Annotated in this window: 6 protein-coding genes and 1 pseudogene; 3 read left to right on the forward strand and 4 right to left on the reverse strand. The window is 64.1% G+C overall.

Annotation, left to right across the window (positions count from 1 at the left end; all coding sequences use genetic code 11):
- Window position 1 precedes the first annotated feature (1 nt).
- Genes S58_RS21285 through S58_RS21295 form a run of 3 tightly spaced genes read left to right on the forward strand, consistent with a single transcriptional unit; the run spans window position 2 to window position 4,397 of the window.
- Complete coding sequence (locus S58_RS21285) at window positions 2-2,374, forward strand: xanthine dehydrogenase family protein molybdopterin-binding subunit (protein WP_015667440.1); 2,373 nt, start codon at window positions 2-4, stop codon at window positions 2,372-2,374.
- A complete protein-coding gene (locus S58_RS21290) occupies window positions 2,371-3,201 on the forward strand; it encodes an FAD binding domain-containing protein (protein WP_015667441.1) in 831 nt (276 codons plus the stop codon). Before S58_RS21285 ends, S58_RS21290 begins: the two co-directional genes overlap by 4 nt.
- A complete protein-coding gene (locus S58_RS21295; RefSeq protein WP_015667442.1) occupies window positions 3,198-4,397 on the forward strand; it encodes a 2Fe-2S iron-sulfur cluster-binding protein in 1,200 nt (399 codons plus the stop codon). Before S58_RS21290 ends, S58_RS21295 begins: the two co-directional genes overlap by 4 nt.
- 406 nt (window positions 4,398-4,803) lie before the next feature.
- On the opposite strand, the gene S58_RS39360 is transcribed toward S58_RS21295, so the two are convergent.
- The 4 genes and pseudogenes from S58_RS39360 to S58_RS21310 form a co-directional block, all read right to left on the reverse strand.
- The gene (locus S58_RS39360; protein WP_015667443.1) at window positions 4,804-15,168 is read right to left on the reverse strand and encodes a calcium-binding protein; all 10,365 of its coding nucleotides are present in this window, start codon (window positions 15,166-15,168) and stop codon (window positions 4,804-4,806) included.
- Between the two features lie 474 nt (window positions 15,169-15,642).
- Window positions 15,643-16,620 (reverse strand): annotated as a pseudogene (locus S58_RS39430) (hypothetical protein); the annotation flags it as partial.
- Between the two features lie 568 nt (window positions 16,621-17,188).
- Window positions 17,189-18,643, reverse strand: coding sequence for an HlyD family type I secretion periplasmic adaptor subunit (locus tag S58_RS21305; RefSeq protein WP_015667444.1), 1,455 nt, complete (start codon window positions 18,641-18,643; stop codon window positions 17,189-17,191).
- Window positions 18,630-20,756: a type I secretion system permease/ATPase gene (locus S58_RS21310; RefSeq protein WP_015667445.1), complete on the reverse strand. Its 2,127-nt coding sequence runs from the start codon at window positions 20,754-20,756 to the stop codon at window positions 18,630-18,632. Before S58_RS21310 ends, S58_RS21305 begins: the two co-directional genes overlap by 14 nt.
- Window positions 20,757-20,837 lie beyond the last annotated feature (81 nt).

Consider the following 20,837-nt stretch of genomic DNA (forward strand, 5'->3'; position numbering starts at 1 on the left):
CGTGACGGACGCGGCGCCGACCGTCCCGGATGACCGCGCGCCGCGCGGGGTCGGCGCGCGTCTGCTGCGCAAGGAGGACGACCGTTTTCTGCGCGGCCGCGGTCAGTATGTCGCCGACATCAGGCTGCCGGGACTGAAGGACGTCGCCTTCGTTCGCAGCCCGGTGGCGCATGCCCGGATCAAGGCGATCCACGTTCCCGCTCAATACCGGGACGTCGTGTTCACGGCCGATGACCTCACCGCCATCAAGCCGATCCGCGCCGTCTCCGGCCTGCCCGGCTTCAAGATCTCCGAGCAGCCGGTGCTGGCGACAGGCAAGGTGCGCCACGTCGGCGAGCTCGTGGCGATGTGTGTCGCGCGCAGCCGCGCCGAAGCCGAGGACATCGCCGCTTCAGTCGAGCTCGAGCTGGAGCCACTGCCGGCGGTGCACGACATGCGGCTGGCGCGGGACGCCGGCAGCGCTCTGGTGCACGAGCACTGGGGCGACAACGTCTTCCTGGAAACCAATTTCGAGGTCGACATCACCACCGCGCTGGACGCGCCGATCAAGGTGACGCGCGAGATCTCGACCGCGCGCCAGTGCATGGCGCCGCTGGAGGGTCGCGGCGTCGTCGCGACCTTCGATCACCGGCTCGATCAGCTCACGCTCTACACCGGGTCGCAGATGCCGCACATCGTGCGCAACGGCCTGTCCGACTGCCTCGGCATCGAACAGGGCCGCATCCGCATCATTGCGCCGGATATCGGCGGCGGCTTCGGCCACAAGGGCATCCTGCTGCCCGAGGAGGTCTGCCTCAGCTGGCTCGCCATGCACAAGGGCATGACGGTGCGCTGGCTCGAGGACCGGCGCGAGCATCTGAGCGCGAGCGCGAATTGCCGCGAGCACGCCTATCACATCACGGTCTATGCCGATCGCGACGGCCGCCTGCGCGGCATCGACTGCGTGGCCGCAGTCGATTCCGGCGCCTACTCGTCCTATCCGTTCTCGGCCTGCCTCGAAGCGGCGCAGATCGCGAGCATCCTGCCGGGGCCCTATCGGATGCCGGCCTATCGCTGCCGCACCTACTCGGTCGCGACCAACAAATGCCCGATCCTGCCCTATCGCGGCGTCGCCCGCACCGGCGTCTGCTTCGCGCTGGAGCTGCTGCTCGACGCCGTCGCGGTCGAGGCCGGGCTCGAACCCGGCGAGGTCCGGCTGCGCAACCTGGTGCAGCCGCAGGACATGCCGTTCGACAACATCACCAACAAGCATTTCGACAGCGGCGACTATCCCGGCGCGCTGCAGCGCGCGCTGGCGGCGATCGACGTCCCCGCCGTCCGCGCGCGCCAGCAGCGCGGCGAGGCGGACCGCCGGCTGATCGGCACCGGCGTCTCGATCTATTGCGAGCAGGCGGCGCACGGCACCTCGGTCTATGCCGGCTGGGGCATTCCGATGGTGCCCGGCCATGAGCAGGCCACCGCGCGGCTGACGCCCGACGGCGGGCTCGAGCTGCGCGTCGGCGTTCATTCCCACGGCCAGGGGCTGGAGACGACACTCGCCCAGGTCGCGTGCGAGATCCTTGGCGTCGATCCCGACAAGATCCGCGTCGTGCTCGGCGACACCGCGATGACGCCCTACTCCACCGGCACCTGGGGCTCGCGGTCGATGGTGATGGCCGGCGGCGCCGTGGGCACCGCCTGCGCGCAACTCGTCGCGCGCGCCACGCGCATCGGCGCCAAGCTGCTGCAGCTCGCGCCCGAGGCGGTCATCTGGCGCGAGGGCCGCGCCTGCGGGCCGAACGGCAGCGTGAGCCTCGCCGAGATCGCCCACACCTGGTATCGTCGGCCGCAGGATCTGCCCAACGACGTCGATCCCTCCGGGCTCGAGGTCACCAGCGGCTACAAGCCGGTGCGCGACAGCGGCACCTTCTCCTACGCGGCGCATGCCGTGACGGTCGCGGTCGATCCGGATCTCGGCGAGGTCGAGCTGCTCGACTACGTCATCGTCGAGGATGGCGGCGTCCTGGTCAATCCGATGATCGTCGATGGCCAGATTCTCGGCGGCCTGGCCCAGGGCATCGGCACCGCCCTCTATGAGGAGATGCCGTTCGACGATGCGGCGCAGCCGCTCGCCACCACGCTCGCCGACTATCTGCTGCCGGGCTCGACCGAGGTGCCCGCGCCGCGCCTGTTTCACATGGAGACGCCCTCGCCCTACACGATGTTCGGCGTCAAGGGCATCGGCGAAGGCGGCGCGATCGCGCCACCGGCGGCGATCGCCAATGCCGTCAACGACGCGCTGCGGCCGCTCGGCGCTGAAATGATGCAGTCGCCGCTGTCGCCACGGCGCATCGTTGCGGCGGTGCTGGCAGCGAAACAGGCGAGCTCACCGTGAAGGCTGCATCCTTCGCCTATGAGCGTCCCGACAGCCTCAGCGCCGCGCTTGGCCTGCTCGCGGACGCCCACGGCGCGGCCAGGATCATGGCCGGCGGGCAGTCGCTCGGACCGATGCTCAATCTGCGCCTGGTGCAGCCGCAACTCATCATCGACATCGCGGGACTCGCCGAGCTTCGCACGGTCGACCGCGAGGGCGATGATCTCATCATCGGCGCCTGCCTCACCCATGCCGATCTCGAGGACGGCCGAATTCCGGATGTGTCGAATGGCGTGCTGCGGCGGGTCGCCGGCGGCATCGCCTATCGCGCCGTGCGCAACCGGGGCACCATCGGCGGTTCGCTAGGTCATGCCGACCCGGCCGCCGACTGGGTCACGACGCTCGCCGCCCTCGGCGCCGGCGTCCGGTTGGCGAGCGCCGCAGGCCGGCGTGACCTCGCGGTGTCGGAATTCATCCACGGCGCGCTGCAGACGGCGCTGCGTCCCGGCGAGCTGGTCACCGCGATCCGCCTTCCCTGCCTGCCGCCGACGACACGCTTCGGCTACGCCAAGGCCTGTCGCAAGCCTGGCGAATTCGCGCATGCGATGGCCGCCGTCCTGATCGAGCCGGACAAGGCACGCAGCCGTATCGTCATCGGCGCCATCGACACGACGCCGATCGTCGTCGACGATTCATCCCTGTTCGGCGGCGCGATCACCAATCTCACGAAGCAGTTCGATCGCGACCTCGCCGACCACCTGCTGATGCAGGCCGGCGTCGCCGATCCGGCTGCCCGGCACATCCATGTGAGCGTGCTCGCGCGGGCGATCGCGGAGGCTGCCGCATGACGACGATCCAGCTCACCATCAACGGCACCACGACCGAGGGCTCGGTCGAGCCGCGTACCCACCTCGCCGACGTCCTACGTGATCAGCTCGACCTGACTGGGACCCATCTCGGCTGTGAGCACGGCGTCTGCGGCGCCTGCACGCTGCTGCTCGACGGCGCTCCGGCCCGCTCCTGCATCACGTTCGCGGTGGCCTGCGATGGTGCTGCAGTCACGACCATCGAAGGCCTGGATGAGGATGAGATCGCAGCCGAACTACGCGCGGCCTTTGCGCGCGAGCATGCCCTGCAATGCGGCTACTGCACGCCAGGCATGATCATGTCGGCGCGAGACCTCGTGCTGCGCCTCGATCACCCGGACGAGCAGGCCATCCGTGTCGGCCTCAGCGGCAATCTGTGCCGTTGCACCGGCTATGTCGGAATCGTCCGCGCTGTCCGCGCCGTGATCGAGGCGCGGCGGCAGCGGGGCATCGCAGCCGAGGTCGGCGCCGGACGCACAGCGCTCGGCCCTGTGGGATCGCAGCCGGGCGCGATCGCGACCGCCACCTCGTCGGCGCTGCTACCAGTGACCGAGATGAAGCTCTCCCACGGCGTTGCCCCGGCCACGTTCGATCCCACCGAGGTCGTGCCCGCCAAGAGCTTCGACGCATCGTTCACGGTGAACGCCGCGCCCGAGCGCGTCTTCGCGCTGTTCGGAAACGTCAGAACCCTGGCTGCATGCTTTCCCGGCGCCACCATCACGGACCTCCCCACTCCGGATCGCATCGAAGGTGAGATCAGGGTCGCCATCGGCCCGCTGTCGGCCGTATTCCGCGGTTCTGCACAGATAGACCGCAACGAGGCGGATTTGTCAGGCCGGCTCATCGGCACGGGACGTGACCGGCAGAGCCGCACCGCGACGTCGGGGCAGATCAGTTGGCGAATGCTTCCGATCGACGAAGGACGGGCAACCCGCGTGGTGCTCACGGTCGGCTACAGTCTCTCCGGTCCGCTGGCGCAGATCGCGCGTGACGGGCTCGTACGCGATCTGGCGTCGCGCATCACGACGACATTCGCGCAAAACTGCGACAGGTACCTTGCGGGCGCGACAAATCAGGCAGCGAGCGAACGACCGCAGCGCCTGAACGCCGTCGGCTTGCTGCTCGATATCGCACTGTCACGTATGACCGCTCTCGCTCGCCGTATGCGCAGGCAATGAGACTGCCAATGCGCCCGCAGCGAGCGCCGGAGTTTGGTAACGACAGGCGCAACATGGCTACTGAGCCTGGATGTCAACGGCCCAGGAGACCTACGCTGCGCTTAGGCAGGCGACAGCAAAGCCTCCGGAATACGATTGCCGCGGCGCGATCGACCGCTCAACTTCCTGCAGCCGATCACTCTTCTCGATTGGCATCGCGCCTGTCCTCTGCAGATTGACGTCTTGTCAGAGGTCGGTGAGCCCGCGGACGTCAGAGCGCAGCAGGTTCAAATCGCGGAGGCGCAACCACCGATAACGACATCCCGGCGATAAGGGTGGAATTGGCGGCGGGCCGGTGTCAAGACACCCGGCCCGCGTGCTCGTCGCGTGGTCAATGCTTTGCGCGGTGCGCGATCATGGCCCTGCCCTACGACGCGACAGCCAGTGCGTTCTGCAGGGCGGCATCATTGAGCGCGGATGCCAACGCGGCCGGGGCAACGCCGACCCCTTGACCATCCGCCCCATAGCCGGCCATCGCTTGCACGAGCTGCGAGAGCTGCCTGTCGGCATCGAACGTCGTCGTCGCGGCCGGCGCCGGATCCTGCGCCGTGAAGGCATAGCTGGAGATCGCCGCGAGGCCGCCGACTCCGACCAGGCTCGCATCCGATGCGGTCGCCACGGTGATGGCGGAGACCGCAGGCGGATCGACATCGACCACGGTCGTCGTGGCGTCGACCGCGGCGGCATCGACGGCAACGGAGGACCCGTTGGTGACCTTGAAGATCACGCCGGAGCTGTTCGCACCGCCGCCCTGGGCTTCCCCGAGCAGATTGCCGGCGGCATCCATGATGATGGGGCCGGGAAACAGGCCGTTGAAGCCGGCGAAGCTCGTCATGGCCGACGCCGTGCTGTTGTAGCCGGAACCCGTCTTGACGACCTTGAAGATGCTGCCGCGGCCGAAGACGCTGCTCGTGCCCGCCGAGCCATACAGGTTCCCCGCGCCATCCATCACCAGCGGTCCGGCCGGAGACGAGAAGCTGGTGGGGAACGAGGCCACGAGCGTGGCCGCGCCGTAGCCGCTGCTCGTCTTCACCAGCTCGTACACGCCGCCATTGTTGTAGGCCCCGCCGGTGGTCTGAACGCCGAACAGATTGCCTTGCGGATCCATCATCAGGCCCCCCGCGCAATAGATGTCACTGGCAAGCACGACCATGCTGCCATAGCCACTGGCGGTCTTGGGGATCTCGAACACGGTGGTCGCCGACGCCCCAAACACATTGCCTGCGGAGTCGAGGATCAGCTGGCCGAAGGGAAGCTGTCCGTTGGCGTTGTTGAACGCGGCCAACACGACCGGCGTGCTGCTGTAGCCGTTGCCGGTCTTGACGATCTCGTACACGGTGCCGCGGCCGCCGGGTCCGCCAATCTGCGTCGTGCCGAGCAGGTTGCCGGCCGCGTCCTTGATCGGGCTGGACGGAGACGACCCCATCGTTGCGGAGTTGAAGGTCGCCAGGACGGTCACGCTGCTGTTCCAGCCGCTGCCATTCTTGACGAGCTCGTACACCGTGCCGCCGCTGTTGCTCGTGGCCATCGTCCCGCCAAACAGGTTTCCGGCCGAATCCATCAACAAGCTGCCCGCCGAACCGACGCCCGCGAGCGGCGTCAGCGTGCTGCTCCAGCCGGTTCCGCTCTTGGCCAGCTCGAAGATCTGGCCGCTCGTTACCGTTGTGCCGAACAGGTTGCCGGCCGCGTCGATGGTCAAGCCACCGACCGGATTTCCGTTGTCCTTGTTGAACGTGTAGATCACCCCCGGGCCGCCGTAGCTGGGCGCGACATAGCCGGTGCTGCTGTCCGACAACGTGAACGTGGTGGTCGTGCTGCTGTTCGGTGCACCTGCGGTTGGGGTGAACGTCAAGGCCCTGAGCTGGCCGGTGATCGCGGCCGCGCTGCCCGACAAGGTGTAGACGCCGTTCCCGCCGCTCACGCCCGTGCCGGACAGGGTGCCGCCGCCGCCATTCAAGGTGATGGTCAGGGTGTCCGTCGCGCCGACGTTCAGATCGTCGATCGTCACCGTGCTGAACGGATGAACCGCTGCCTCCGATGTCGTGATCTGGCCGGCGATCGTGCCGCGGATCGTCGGGAGGATGCCAGCGTAGCTGTCGACGACGGCAGCACTGCGACCCTTGTTGCCGTAGCTGTCCGCGACAGTTGCGACGATCGTATTGCCGGCCACGTTCGGCAGCGCGACGTTGAGGGAGAAGCTGCCATTGGCTTGCACCGTCGCCGTCCCCAATGTCACCCCATTGTCGGTCAGGGTGACGGTCTGACCGGTCACCACGGCCGCTCCGGCAGCCACCACCGTCCCGGAGATGCTCTGGCTCGCGCCGTAGCCGCCATGCGAGACGCCGGTGATAGCAACCGTCGGCGGTGTGCTGTAGAGGAAGTCGACCACAGCCGCGCTGGCGCCGGTATTGCCAAGACCGTCCGTCACGCTGGCGACGATGGCGTTGCTGCCCTGGTTCGGCAAGGTCACCGTCGCCGAGAAGCTGCCATCCGCCTGCACGGTGGCCGTTCCGAGCGTGACACCATTGTCCGTCAGAATGACGGTCTGCCCCACGACCTTGCCGATGCCGCCAGCGGTGACCGTGCCGGTGATGGTCTGGACCGCCACGTTGCTGGTTTCAGCTGCGCTCGTGATCGTCACCGTCGGCGCCGCGTTGTTGCGCAGGTCGATCACCGTGCCGCTGGCGTCGAATTGAAGCAGCTCGACCACGGTGCCGGAGCCAACGAACTGGTCCTTGACGGTGACCGTCTCGCCACTCGACAGGATGCGGATCAGAAGATCGGTCCCGCTTCGCGCGATGTCGACGTCGTTCGGGCTCAGCCCGACCAGTCGCACGACGTCGGTGCCGCTGTTCGTCGCCGCCTCCTGGATCACGTCGTTTCCGGAGCCGACCCGATAGAGGTACGTATCCGCGCCGCCGCCGCCATTGAGCGTATCGTTGCCGCCGCGGCCGTCGATCGTCTCGGCGTTTGCCGTTCCAGTGAACGTGTCGGCCGCGTCCGTGCCGATGAACGCGGGCTGACTCGCAACGATGCTGCCGATGGTCTGCGCGGACCAGCTCACGCCGTCGCTGAAGCTCACGGTCGCAAGCACGCCGCTGCTGAACTGCCCCTTCACGAGAACCGTCTTGCCGGTCGACACGTTCTCGATCACGAGATCAGCACCATTGCCCGACCGGCTCAGCAGTACCGAGGTCGAGGCGATGTCCTGCATCGCGAGCACGTTGTCGCTCGTATTGTCCTCGATCACGTCGTCGCCGCCGGCCGAGCTGTAGATGTAGGTGTCAGTCCCGTTGCCGCCGTTCAGATAGTCATTGCCCGGACCGCCGTCCAAAAAATCATTGCCGTCGCGGCCATAGAGGCTGTCGTTGCCGGCGCCTCCGGACAGCGTGTTGGCGTTGAAATCGCCAAAGAATGTATCGTCACCGCCATTCGCCAGCGTGGAGTGGGCAAGGAGCGCGGCACGATTCCAGATCGTGCCATCGGCAAAATGGACTTCATCCGCTCCGCTCCAGGCATCCCAGCTGTTCAACTGATTCTTGAGCAGGATCGTGTCGGTCGTACCGGAAATCGACAGCAACAGGTCGCTGCCATTGTTCGCCTGCGATACGACGACGTCGCCGACGGAGATGCCCGCGCCCAGAATCAGGGCATCGAGATCGCCGGAGCCACCGTTGTCCAGGATCGTGTCCTGGCCATCGCCGCGGTTGAACAGATAGCTGTCGTTGCCGACGCCGCCCTCCAGGTAGTCGTTGCCGGTGCCGCCGGCCAGCACATCATTGCCGTCGCGGCCATAGAGGTTATCATTGCCGGCACCGCCAAACAGAGAGTTGGCGTTGAAGTCGCCATAGAAACTGTCGTTGCCAGTGTTCGCCTGGGTCGAGAGCTGCCAGAGCGTCGCGCGATCCCACACCGTCCCGTCCGTGAAATGAACCTCGTCGGCTCCGCTATAGGCCGCCCAGCCGTTGAGCTGGTTCCTCAGGAAGACCGCATCGGTCGTTCCCGAAATGGACAGCAGAATATCACTGCCGTTGTTGGCCTGGCTGACGACCACGTTGCCGGCATTGATCCCGGCACCGAAGTTCAGAACGTCGACATCCCACGAACCGCCATTGTCGAGAATCGTGTCCTGGCCATCGCCAAGGTTGAACTGATAGGTGTCGTTGCCGACGCCGCCTTCCAGGTAGTCGTTGCCGGTGCCGCCGGCGAGGACGTCGTTGCCGTCGCGACCATAGAGACTGTCGTTGCCTGCGCCGCCGAACAGCGCGTTGGCGTTGAAATCGCCGTAGAAGCTGTCGTTGCCGGAATTCGCGGCCATCGAGAGCTGCAGCAGCGTCGCCCGATCCCACACCGTGCCGTCGGCGAAATGAACCTCGTCGACGCCGCTCCAGGCCGCCCAGCCATTGAGCTGGTTCCTCAGGAAGACCGCATCCGTCGTCCCGGAGATCGACAGCAGAATATCACTGCCGTTGTTGGCCTGACTCACGACGACGTTGCCGGCGCCGATGCCGGCGCCGAAATTCAGGACGTCGAGCTCTCCGGAGCCGCCATTGTCGAGGACGGTGTCCTGACCATCGCCGAGATCGAACAGGTAGACGTCATTGCCGTTGCCGCCCTCGAGATAGTCGTTGCCGGTGCCGCCGGCGAGGACGTCATTGCCGTCGCGACCATAGAGACTGTCGTTGCCCGCGCCGCCGGACAGAATGTTGGCGTTGAGATCACCGTAGAACGTGTCGTTGCCCGCATTGGCCAGCGTCGACTGCACGACCAGCGCCTGGCGATTCCACACCGTGCCGTCGGCAAAATGGACCTCGTCCACGCCGCTCCATGTGCCCCAACCGTTCAGCTGGTTGCGCAGCAGGATGCTGTCGGCCGTCCCTGTGATCGACAGCAGCAGATCGCTGCCATTGTTGACCTGCGTGACGACGACATCGGCCGGCCGAATGCCGGCGCCGAAATTCAGGACGTCGACATCACCCGTCCAGCCATTGTCGAGGATGGTGTCCTGTCCATCGCCAAGGTTGAACTGATAGGTGTCGTTTCCATTGCCGCCTTCGAGGTAGTCGTTGCCCGTCCCGCCGACCAGGATGTCGTTGCCGTCACGGCCGTAGATGCTGTCGTTGCCGTCGAGGCCAAGGATCATGTTCGGGTTGTTGTCGCCATTCAGCGTATCGGCCCCGGAGGTGCCCGACATCACGACCGGCACCGCATTCGCGATACCGGCGCGGTCGAGATACGTGCCATCGGCAAACTGCAGCTTCTCGAGACCCGTGCCGCCGCCGAGCAACTGATCATCGACGGTGATGACGGCCCCGGTGGCATTGACGGTGATCAGCAGATCGTTCTGATCGGCTGCGGAGCGCGACAGCGTCACCTGGCCGCGGTTGAGATCCTTGAGCAGCAGGACATCCGTATCGTACCCCGCGCCGATATCGCGGATGATGTCGCTGCCGTCGCCGGATGCGTAGTGATAGGTATCGCTGCCGCCTGCCCCGATCAGGACGTCGTCGCCGCCATTGCCTTGAATCACGTCGTCGCCATTGGTGCCGGTGATCGTGTCGGCGCCGGCCGTTCCCGTGAACCAAGCTGCGGCCTGGATCTGCGACCGGCTCCAGCTGGTGCCGTCAGCGAAGGCGAGCTGTTCGATGCCACGGTCCGTCGAGACGAAATGCGACCGAACGACCGTGGTCTCGCCGGTCGCGTTGATACGAATCACCAGGTCGGCATTGACGCGCGACAGCGTGACATCGCCAGCATTCAGCCCGACGAGCTGAACCACGTCGGTCGTCCAGCCCTCCTCGCTCTCGATGATCGTATCGTTGCCGCCTCCGGCATAGATCCGATAGGTATCGCCCCCGCCGCGACCGATCAGGATGTCGTCTCCAGCCAGTCCGTCGATCACATCGGCGGATCGCGTTCCGACGAACGTATCGTTGCCGGCCGAGATGACGTTGGTGCCGTTGCCGCCATAGGCTCGGTTCAGGATCTCCGTGGCTTGCCACACCGTCCCGTCGGAGAATTCGAAGGTCGCGACTTCCGAGTTCGAATTGAACCAGTTCAGAATCGTCAAAGTGTCGTCGGAGTCGGCCAGTCGCACCAGGATGTTCGTGCCGTCCGTCTCCAGACGCACGTCGGCCGGCGACACGTCGGCCTTGAACAGAACGCGATCGGCGCCGTCGCCGCTGTCGCTGATCGTATCGGAGCCGTAGCCACGTCCGAACACATAGGTGTCGTTGCCGCTGCCGCCCTGCAGCAGGTCGTTGCCGGCGCCGCCGTCCAGGACGTCGGCTCCGTTGAAGCCGGTGACGGTATCGGCTCCCGCGGTCTCATTCTGGGCAATCCATTTCAGGCGCAGATCGTTCTGCGTCCAGATCGTACCGTCATCGAACGCGACCCGCTCGATGCCCTGGCTGAACCAGTCTTCGAACGTCTGCTTGATCAGGATCGAGCCGCCGTCGCCCGCACCGGGCGCGCTCTCAGCGATGACCAACGTCAGGTCATTGCCGTTGCGCGCGAGCCTGACATCGGACGATTCGACGCCCTGGAGCTTCACGGTGTCGTAGCTGGAGGCGTTGCCGACCGTTCCCTCGATGATGGTGTCGTTGCCATCGCCGCGGTTGTAGACATAGGTGTCGTCGCCGCTCCCGCCCGACATCACATCGTCACCGCGCCCGCCAGTGATGACATCGTTGGTGTTGAAGCCGTCGATGACGTCGTTACCCGCAGTCGAAGACTGCGCCAGCACCTTCAGCCGCAGATCATTCTGCGTCCACACCGTGCCGTTGTCGAACAGGACCTTCTCGATACCCTGGCTGAACCAATCGTCCAGCGTCTGCTTGATCAGGATCGAGCCGCCGTCGCCAGCGCCCGGCGCGCTCTCGGCAATCACCAGCGTCAGATCGTTGCCGTTGCGGACGAAGCCGATCGCGACGGGATCGATGCCTTGCAGGCGCAAGGTGTCGAAGGTCGAGTTGTTGCCGGCCGGCCCGTCGATGATGGTGTCGTTGCCATCGCCGCGGGCATAGATATAGGTGTCGTCGCCGGCGCCGCCGTTCAGCGTATCGTTGCCGCGCCCGCCGATCAGGATGTCATTAGTGTTGAAGCCATTGATGACGTCGTCGCCCGGCGTGAACGCCTGGGACAGCGCCGTCGTACGCAAATAGTTCTGATCCCAGGTCGTGCCGTCGTCGAACACGATGTTTTCGACGCCCTGGCTGAACCAGTCGCCGAGTTCGTCCTTGAGCAGGATCGAGCCGCCGTCATTGGCGCCGGTCACGCTTTCGTTGATGACGAGCGTGAGGTCGTTGCCGTTACGGCTGAACGAGATGCTCGCCGGGCTGATGCCCTTCAACCTCAGCGTATCGATCGTGCTGTAGTTGCCGCTCGTGACCTCGGTGATGACGTCGTGGCCGTCGCCGCGGTTGTAGATGTAGGTGTCGTCGCCGGCGCCGCCAGCCAGCGCATCGTCGCCCTTGCCCCCCGTGATGACGTCATTGGTGTTGTAGCCGACGATGATGTCGTTGCCATCGGTCGATACTTGGGCCAGCAGCTTCAGCCGCAGATCGTTCCGGGTCCACACCGTGCCGTCGTCGAACTTGACCTGCTCGATGCCGCGCGCGAACCAGTCGTCGAGCTCGTCCTTGAGCAGGACCGAGCCGGCGTCGCCGGCCCCAGCTGCGCTCTCGGCGAACACCAGCCGCAAATCGTTGCCGTCGCGGACCAGACTCACGTCGGCGGCGCTGACGCCCTTCAGCACCAGCGTGTCGAACGCGGAGGTCTGCGCATCGGGACCATCGATGATGGTGTCGTTGCCGTCGCCGCGGGCATAGATGTAGGTATCGTCCTCCCGGCCACCGTCGATGACGTCGTCACCCTTGCCGCCGCGCAGCGTGTCGGCATAGGAAAAGCCATAGATGACGTCGTTGCCGTCTGTGCCGGCACTGGCGTCCATGCTCTGGATCACGTCCTCCCAGCCGACATAGCTGCCGTCGGCAAAGGTGAAGTATTCGATGCGGTCGACCATGGTGTTCAGCAGGCCGTAGCCGACGCCGAACTGTCCCTTGACGGTCACGGCGTCGTCGGTGCCGTTGATCGCGATGGTCAGGTCGTCGGAATTGCCATCCCGCTGGAACGACAGATCGTCGAGCGTGATGCCCTCGCCGAAGCGGAGGAAGTCGGGCAATTCTCCCCAGATCCAGCCCTGCTTGTCCTCGATCGTGTCATGGCCGTCACCGCGGCCGAAGATGTAGGTGTCGCCGCCGTCGCCGCCCGACATGTAGTCGGTGCCGAGGCCGCCATTGAGCACGTCGGCGTCAGGCGTTCCCATCAGCGTGTCATCGGTGGCGTAGGACGGCATGCCCACGGCATTGGCGAGGTCGAGCTTGCCCCAGGTCGTGCCGTCGGCGAACTTGATCACCTCGATCGACTTGTCGAAATCCTGATAGGCCGTGACCAGGCCCGGCCGGCGCCCGGCGAACTCGTCGATGACCCGGATCTGGTTGTCGGTGCCGTTCTGGGTGATGACGAGATCGAGCCCGTCGCGCTTGAAGGTGAGATCGGAGACGTTGAGGTGGGCGAACCAGATCGCATCCTCCTGGTTGTCGCCGAGCCCTTGCCAGACGTCCTGAATGACGTCGTGGCCGAAATTGGTGCCGACCACATAGGCGTCGCGGCCGCCCTGCCCCTGCACGACCTGGTCGGAGGCGTTGAGATAGAAGATGTCGTCTGTCGTGTCGCCGCCGGTCAGATTGCCGTTGCCGATCACCAGCTCCGAGGCCGGAATATCGAACAGCTTGTCCGCGACCGCCTGCAGTGACAGGTTGACCGGATCGTTCTCATAGGCATTGACGATGTTGGCGAACAGATAGGCGTCGGTGATCTGCCGTCCCTGGTCGTCACGCTGGAAGTCCGGCAGCATCATGCCGATGAGGTCCTTCCAGCGCTCCAGATAGGTGCCGGCGGCCGTCGGATCGGCTGGCGTGTGCTGGAAGATCTGCTCCAGCATCGGCGCAAACTGCTGATCGGTGGTCGGCTTGAAGGTGTCGGTCGCGACATCGTAGGTGATGCCAGCGAAGAACGGCTTCAGTTCGCCCTGCATCGCAACCCGGATCGCGAGCCTGTTCAGCTCGTTCCAGCCAGCGGTCACCGCGTCGGCAACGCGCTGGATAACATCCGCGCTTGGATTGGTGGCAACGCCGAAGCCGAGCCGCTCGCCAGTGAAGCGCTCGAGGAAGGCGATGTCTGCTGCCGTCAACGTCTGCCAGCTGCCCTGCTGGGGCACGCTGTTCAGGATCTGCTCGAGCGTCGGCCGCGCGAGAATGATCGTCTTCTGCATCTCGTCTTTGGCATACACCGGCTGACCGCTGGCATAGACGTAATAGGTTCCCGCGTCGTCCGTCTTCTTGATGATGAAATCGTATACTTGGGCGCCCTTTTCATTGGTGGCACCAACGAAATGAAAATCCTCTGTCGCCTCGGTGCCCGGTGTCCCCACCGGCACCGGAACAGCCGCCTGCCACGCATAGAGGATCGGACGAACCGCCTCACGCAACGCCGAGAGCGACACAGTTGCCATTGTGGGCAGCGCCGCGTCAACCACGTTGATCAGGGTCGGTTTCAGCGTCATCGCGACGTGCAGATCGGTCAGCGTGCCAAAACCCTTGAGGTTCGGCCGGCTCGCCGCGGCATCGCTGACTGTCGAGTCGCCCAGCCATTTGGTGTTGCTGTTGTCGGTTTCGAGCTGGACGTCCGCGGCCAATCCGGTCGTGCCGTCAGCCCGGATGAACGTTCCCGTCTCCGAGATGGTATCCGCACCGTCGGTGTACGACGACGGCGTCGCCGCGGTCGAGATCGCGACGATGTTGTAATCGGCCAGCGAGTGCAGCTCGCCGGCATCGGTGATACCGTTTTCATTGGCATCGACCCAGACCTTCAACGATCCCAATGTGTCGGAGGCGTCGATCACGCCATCGCCGTTGAAATCGACAAGCCCGTCGTCGAGCGCGCTGACCTTGCCGTCGTGGTTGCCATCGAACTGTGCCAACCGCTGGAATCCGGACGCCGTATCGTTGCCGAACATTTCGCCGACATCGTCGATCCTGCCGTTTCCGTTGAGATCTCGGACCAGGAAGCCATCATCGCCGCCGATCCAGCCGACCGGCTCGGCGAAGCCGTCCTTGTCGATGTCGAAGCTCGCGCGCGACGCCTCTTGAATGGTGAAGCTGATGCCATTGCCGTCGAGATCGAGCACCAGCGGATCCTTGCGCCCGGTCGGCTTCCAGCCGAACAGCGCCTGGCCGACCTTCTCGGTGGCAAGAATCATCGACGCCGCAGTCTCGAACGCGCTCGTCCACATGTTGCTGCGGACGGTCTTGAAGGTGACCTCGATGACGTAAAGACCGGCCGTGAGATTGTATCCGGTGAGGCCGAAATTGAAGTGAGGGATGAAGGTCGAGTTGCCTTCATGGTCGATGATGATCAGATCGTCCTGTTTGTTGCGACCATACTTGTTACCATAGATATCGTATGCGTACGGGTCCTCCGACCCGCCCCAGCGGACGGCGCCAGTCAGCACATGCCTGTAAGACGTCATCCGGTCATCGGTGCTGGCATCTTCGACGAGCAGCTGACCGTTGTGGGATATCTCGATCTTATCGTTCCCCCTACCGGTCTTGACGATAGTGCCCTTGCCGTTGGACTTGAGCGTGTCGTCACCGTCACCGAGATCAATCAAGAGACCCGCGACGGATGAGCTGACGATGTCTTTACCGCCTCCGGCGTCAAATTCTTTAAGCCCTCCTCCGCCAATACTTCCAGTCACAATATCGACGTCATCCGCGTCCGACATCTGAATACGCTCGAAATTCTTTAGCTCAATGTCAATATCTTTACCGCGTATGTGCCCCTTGTCTTCGTAGATGCCCTCATAACCCCTGCCATCGAAAACGTCTTGAGTTCCATCAGGGTTGTCGCCAGCATCAATTTCCTTCAAAGTAGAGAGATCTGCACCGGATTCCAATCGCACGACATCGGCCTGTCCGGACAGGCTCAACCTCTCGATCGAATGAAGAATGTCCGTTTCTGAGCCCCGGGTAACCGAAAGGATTGAGCCTGGTCCATCTGGCGTTAAACCGTCTGGCACTACCCCTCTTTTGAGAATGAGTTCTTGTGACTTTGTCGCATCATCATACAGTGCGACATCGACACCGGCTCCGCCATCGAGATAGTCATTACCAGCGTTCCCTCTTAGAGAGTCGTCGCCAGCTCCAGCAAAAATCCAATCGTTAGCTTTCCCTCCACTCGCTAAATTCTTTGCTCCGCCGCCGAAAATCGCGTTCCGACGCGCTTCCAATCCGTCGATCGTCTCGGTATCGCTAGCAGTCTTACTTTGTGATCCGTAGATATAGATCCGCGGCAACGTGTCCGGATCAAGTCCTTGCTCAGCCGACGTCAACGACGACCGTATAGTCTGTAGATCGGAGTACGTTAGCAGCACACCTTGGCTGTCAGCGCCAGCGTTCCCGACGGTGATGCCAATAGCGACCTGCTCACCAAGCGGCCCCAGTGTCTGAAGAATGGGACCTCCGCTTGATCCCTTTCCAGGGTTATTCGTGTAGTGAACAACCCCAGTTGCATCAACTGAATTTATCGATGTAGACACCTCCAGCTGGGACCTTCCGTCGCCCCCATTTGTCCCGTAGCCGGAAACTACGATCGGGCTTGTCCAAGGTTGATCCATGAAAAATGCAACAGCTTGGCCTACCACAGCAGTTCCATTTGAGAATGGCGTACTGGATTTCACAAGAGCGATATCTTTTGCCGGCTGGGCAACATCTGCGGGAAGTATGGTGTAGCCCCGGACAAAAAAAATGTTGGGATCCGCCTGCGGATTTGTTGAATGCAGCGTCTGCGGCGGATAGGGCGAGGTTGCCAACACCGTACTCTGAGGATCTGGCACTGCCCCAGGCGTCGCCTCCATCGAGAAATCTATCAACTGGTCGGTGAAAATATTATGCCGATCTTTTAAATAGCTGAAGTTATGCGCAGCAGTGAAATACAAGTACGGAGAGAGAAGCACACCGCTGCCCAGGTATGCTTCAGCATAAGGAACGGGCGGAGGAAATGTTCCTGGTGCCGAGAAAGTCTCGGTAACGAAAAGACGAAGAATGTTTGGATTCGTTGTCATTGCGATAGTGCCACCCTGTTTCAGAAATATTGTCGCTTTGAGCACACAAAGCGCGGCTTATGATTGATGCATGCCCTAGAAGTGCAAAAGACCTGACCGCAATTCGCAGAACTCGGCGAGCATTGAATCCTCTCGCAAGTATTGCATCCATCAAACCAAGCCACGCATTGCTCCGGCGGAACGTTATACTCGTCGCAACTGTAGATTTCGAACGCTCCGCAGCTCGGACTCGTCTTCTGGCAAACGATCCGATTGTCTTTCCTTTCGCAGCTCAGGCAATCGATCTTCCATCGCGTGCACCATGGAACATCCAAAAGGTATTTCAACCTCTCTGGTAACTCCGGTACATCGCTAGGGGATCGAGAAGCTCCCTGGGCTGACGCGATCTCAGTGGTCAGTATCAGACTGAGGACCACAGACGTTAGCCGTCCGATCTTTGATAACGGAAAACACATCGCGCTTCTGTTTTTTTGATTCGAGACGACCAAGCTTCTCATCCAATCATTGCAGAATTGTAGAAGGCTCACCAAAGTTGTGACCGCGAACGAGAGCGCCTGTCATTCTACACTCATCTTTCCCTCAAGCTCTCTTGCTTGTACCTCAGCAGCGGCGACATCACGTATTCGACGATCCGCCGCGTTCCCGTCTTGATTTCCACCGTCACTGCCATCCCTGGCGCCAGCCCGACCATCTTGTCCTCGACCTGCATCTGCTTCTCCTCCAGCGAGACGCGAGCCGAGTAGATGAACTCCTGCCCGGCCGGCTCGCTGGTTTCTGCCAGCGCACCACCGGCCTTGCCGCCGGTCTGCTTGTCGGCCGGCTTCTCGCGAACGATGGAATCCTGGGAGACGCTCTGCACCTTGCCGTGGACGAGGCCGTAGCGGGTGAAGTTGAAGGTGTCGATCTTGATCTCGGCCGGCTGACCGACATTGACGAAGCCGATGTCGCGGTTGGAGATCATAGCCTCGGCTTCGAGCTGGCTGTCGGCGGGCACGATGAGCATCAGTTGTTGCGCCGGCGTGACGACGCCGCCGACGGTGTGCATCGCGAGCTGCTGCACGGTGCCGTCGATCGGGGCGCGCAGCACCTGCTCGGCGATCTTGCGCTCGGCCTTGACGAGGTCCTGCGTCAGCTCCTCGGCCTTCTTCTCGGCATCGGTGAGGTCCGACAGCACCTGGCGCTCGAAGCCGGAGCGGGTCTGTGCCAGCTGCTGCTCCAGCGCCAGCCGCGCGGCTTCGACCTCGACGAGGCGCCGCGTCTGCACGACGCGTTCGCTCTGCTGGTCGATCAGCCGCGACTGCGCATCGATAAAGGCGATCTGGTTGCCGTACTGGATCTCCTTGGCGTTGCGGCGGATGTCGGCGGTCTCCTGCAGGAACGGCAGGGTGGCGTCGATCTTGGCGATCGCGGCCTCGACCGACTGCGCCTCGGCGCGCTTCTGCGCGATCTGCTGCAGGTTGGAGGCGAGCTTCGACAGCTGCTCGGCGGCCTGGGCCTGCAAGGCGGCCCGGGTGCGCGCGACGTCGGTGGGCGCGGCCCCCTCGGGCACTGCCAGCGGCCGCAGTTCGTTCAAATCGGCAAAACTGCCGCGGAGCACGCCGAGCCTTGCGACATCCAGCCGCGCCTGCATCAGGCCCTGCGCCACACGGCGGCGCTCGGCCTCCGTCACGGTGCGGTCGAGCTCGACCAGCACGGCGCCGGCACGGACCTTGTCGCCATCCTGGACGTGGATGGCGGCGACGATGCCAGCCTCCAGCGGCTGGATCGTCTTGGTGCGCCCGGTCGGCACGATCTTGCCTTGCGCCGAGGCGATGATGTCGACATGGCCGGCGATCGACCAGCCGATAGCGATGACGAAGAACAGCATGATGGTGGCGGCGACAGCCCGGCCCGCGGGCGAGGCTGGCGTCTCCACGATCTCCAGCGCCGCCGGCAGGAACTCGCGCGCATCGTTGCGGCGGCCCCGCCGCGCGTCGAGCGAGATCGGCGCGTTGTCCTGCTTCTGTGCCTCAGCCGACGACATGGAGCCCCGCCTGGATCTGGTGCAAGCTGGCATAGCGCCCGGCCCGCTTGATCAGCTCGTCATGGGTGCCGTCCTCGACCAAGCGGCCGTTCTCGATGGTGAGGATGCGGTCGGCATTGCGCACGGCCGACAGCCGGTGCGCGATGATGAACACGGTGCGCCCGGCGCAGATCTTGCGCATGTTGCGCTGGACGATGTTCTCGCTCTCATAGTCGAGCGCCGAGGTCGCCTCGTCGAAGATGAGAATGCGCGGATTGGTGATCAGCGCACGTGCAATCGCGATGCGCTGGCGCTGGCCGCCGGAGAGGCTGGCGCCGCGCTCGCCGACCATGGTGTCGTAGCCGTCCGGCAGGCCGAGGATGAACTCGTGGGCGCCGGCGAGCTCGGCCGCCTGGATCACCTGCTCCATCGCCATGCCGGGATCGGCGAGCGCGATGTTGTCGCGGATCGAGCGGTTGAACAGCACGTTCTCCTGCAGCACCGCGCCGATCTGCCGCCGCAGCCAGGTGACGTCGGCGACCGTGAGATCGACGCCGTCGATCAGGATGCGGCCACTCTCCGGCACGTAGAGCCGCTGGATCAGCTTGGTCAGCGTCGACTTGCCCGAGCCGGAGGGGCCGACGATGCCGACCACTTGGCCTACCGGCACCTTCAGGCTGACATCGTGCAGCGCCAGGGGCCCGTCGACGCGATAGCGGAAATGCACGTGGTCGAACACCACCTCGCCGCGCACCGGCGGCAGCGCCGCGCGGCCGGGATTGAAGGCCGGCTCCGGCGTGGTGTTGAGAATGTCGCCGAGCCGGGCCACCGACAGCCGCGCCTGATGAAAATCCTGCCACAGCTGCGCCAGCCGCAGCACCGGCTGCGCCACCCGCCCGGCCAGCATGTTGAAGGCGATCAGTTCGCCGACGCTCAAGTCTCCCGCGATCACCAGATGCGCGCCGAAATACAGCGTCAGCGCGGTGACGATCTTGCTGATGAACTGCACCGACTGGCTCGCCCAGTTGCCGAGCGACAGCACATCGAAGCTGGCGCCGACATAGCCGGCGAGCTGCTCCTCCCAGCGCCGCTGCATCTGCGGCTCGATCGCCATCGCCTTCAAGGTCTGGATCGCGGTCACGGTCTCGACCAGGAAGGCCTGGTTCTCGGCGCCGCGATCGAACTTGACATCGAGCCGCTTCTTGAAGATCGGGGTGACGCCCGCCGACAGCGCGATGTAGAACGGAAACGAGCCGACCACGATCCAGGAGAGGAACGGCGAATAGTAGAACATCACCCCGAGGAAGACGAAGGTGAAGGCGAGGTCGATCACCAGGGTCAGCGCCGAGCTGGTGATGAAGTTCCTGATGTTCTCCAGCTCGCGCACCCGCGCCACCGAATCGCCCGCCCGCCGCGCCTCGAAATAGGCGATCGGCAGCGCCACCAGATGCCGGAACAGCCGCGCGCCGAGCTCGACGTCGATGCGGTTGGTGGTGTGGGAGAAGACGTAGGTTCGAAGACCCCCGAGTACGGTCTCGAAGATGGTGACGGTGACGAGTCCGAACACCAGCACGTCGAGCGTGGTGTAGCCGCGATGCGTCAGCACCTTGTCGGTGACGACCTGGAAGAACAGCGGCGTAACCAGGCCGAACAGCTGCAGGAAGAACGAGGCCAGCAGCACCTCGCCGAGCAGCCGGCGATATTTGTGCATCGCCTGCAGGAACCAGGTGATGTCGAATCGCCGCGCGAGGTCGGTGAGCGAGGCGCGGCGCGCCATCAGCACCACCATGCCGGTCCAATTGGATTCGAACTCGGCGCGCTTGAGGCTCTGCGGCCGGTGGACCAGCGGGTCCTGGATCAACGCCGCCTCCGCGGTGACCTGGCCCAATATGGCGAACGTGCCATCCGACCGCGCCACGATCGCCGGCAGCGGCAGCTTGGCAAGCCCGCCCCAACTCTGGCGGACCGCGCGCGCCTTCAGCTTCAGCTGCTTGGCGCAGCGAAGCATCTCGGTCACGCCGACCGGCTCTCCCGCAAGCTGATGTGCAATCTGCGCCGGATCGACGGCAACCTGATGGAACCGCAGCAGCAATGTCAGGCAGTCAAGCCCCGTATCCCTCTGCCCCGCGTCCATCGCCCCAGCACTACCTCAAGTCGCACAGGATTCATGTACCACGGGAAACGATTAGACAAGATCTGCCACGTTTTCATCCAG

The organism is Bradyrhizobium oligotrophicum S58, from assembly GCF_000344805.1.
GTDB classification, from domain to species: domain Bacteria; phylum Pseudomonadota; class Alphaproteobacteria; order Rhizobiales; family Xanthobacteraceae; genus Bradyrhizobium; species Bradyrhizobium oligotrophicum.

Bases quoted from the DNA above. Each gene is read 5' to 3' on its own strand.
- S58_RS21295 (WP_015667442.1), top strand. From the start codon at position 3,198: ATGACGACGATCCAGCTCACCATCAACGGCACCACGACCGAGGGCTCG.
- S58_RS21305 (WP_015667444.1), bottom strand. From the start codon at position 18,643: ATGTCGTCGGCTGAGGCACAGAAGCAGGACAACGCGCCGATCTCGCTC.
- S58_RS21310 (WP_015667445.1), bottom strand. From the start codon at position 20,756: ATGGACGCGGGGCAGAGGGATACGGGGCTTGACTGCCTGACATTGCTG.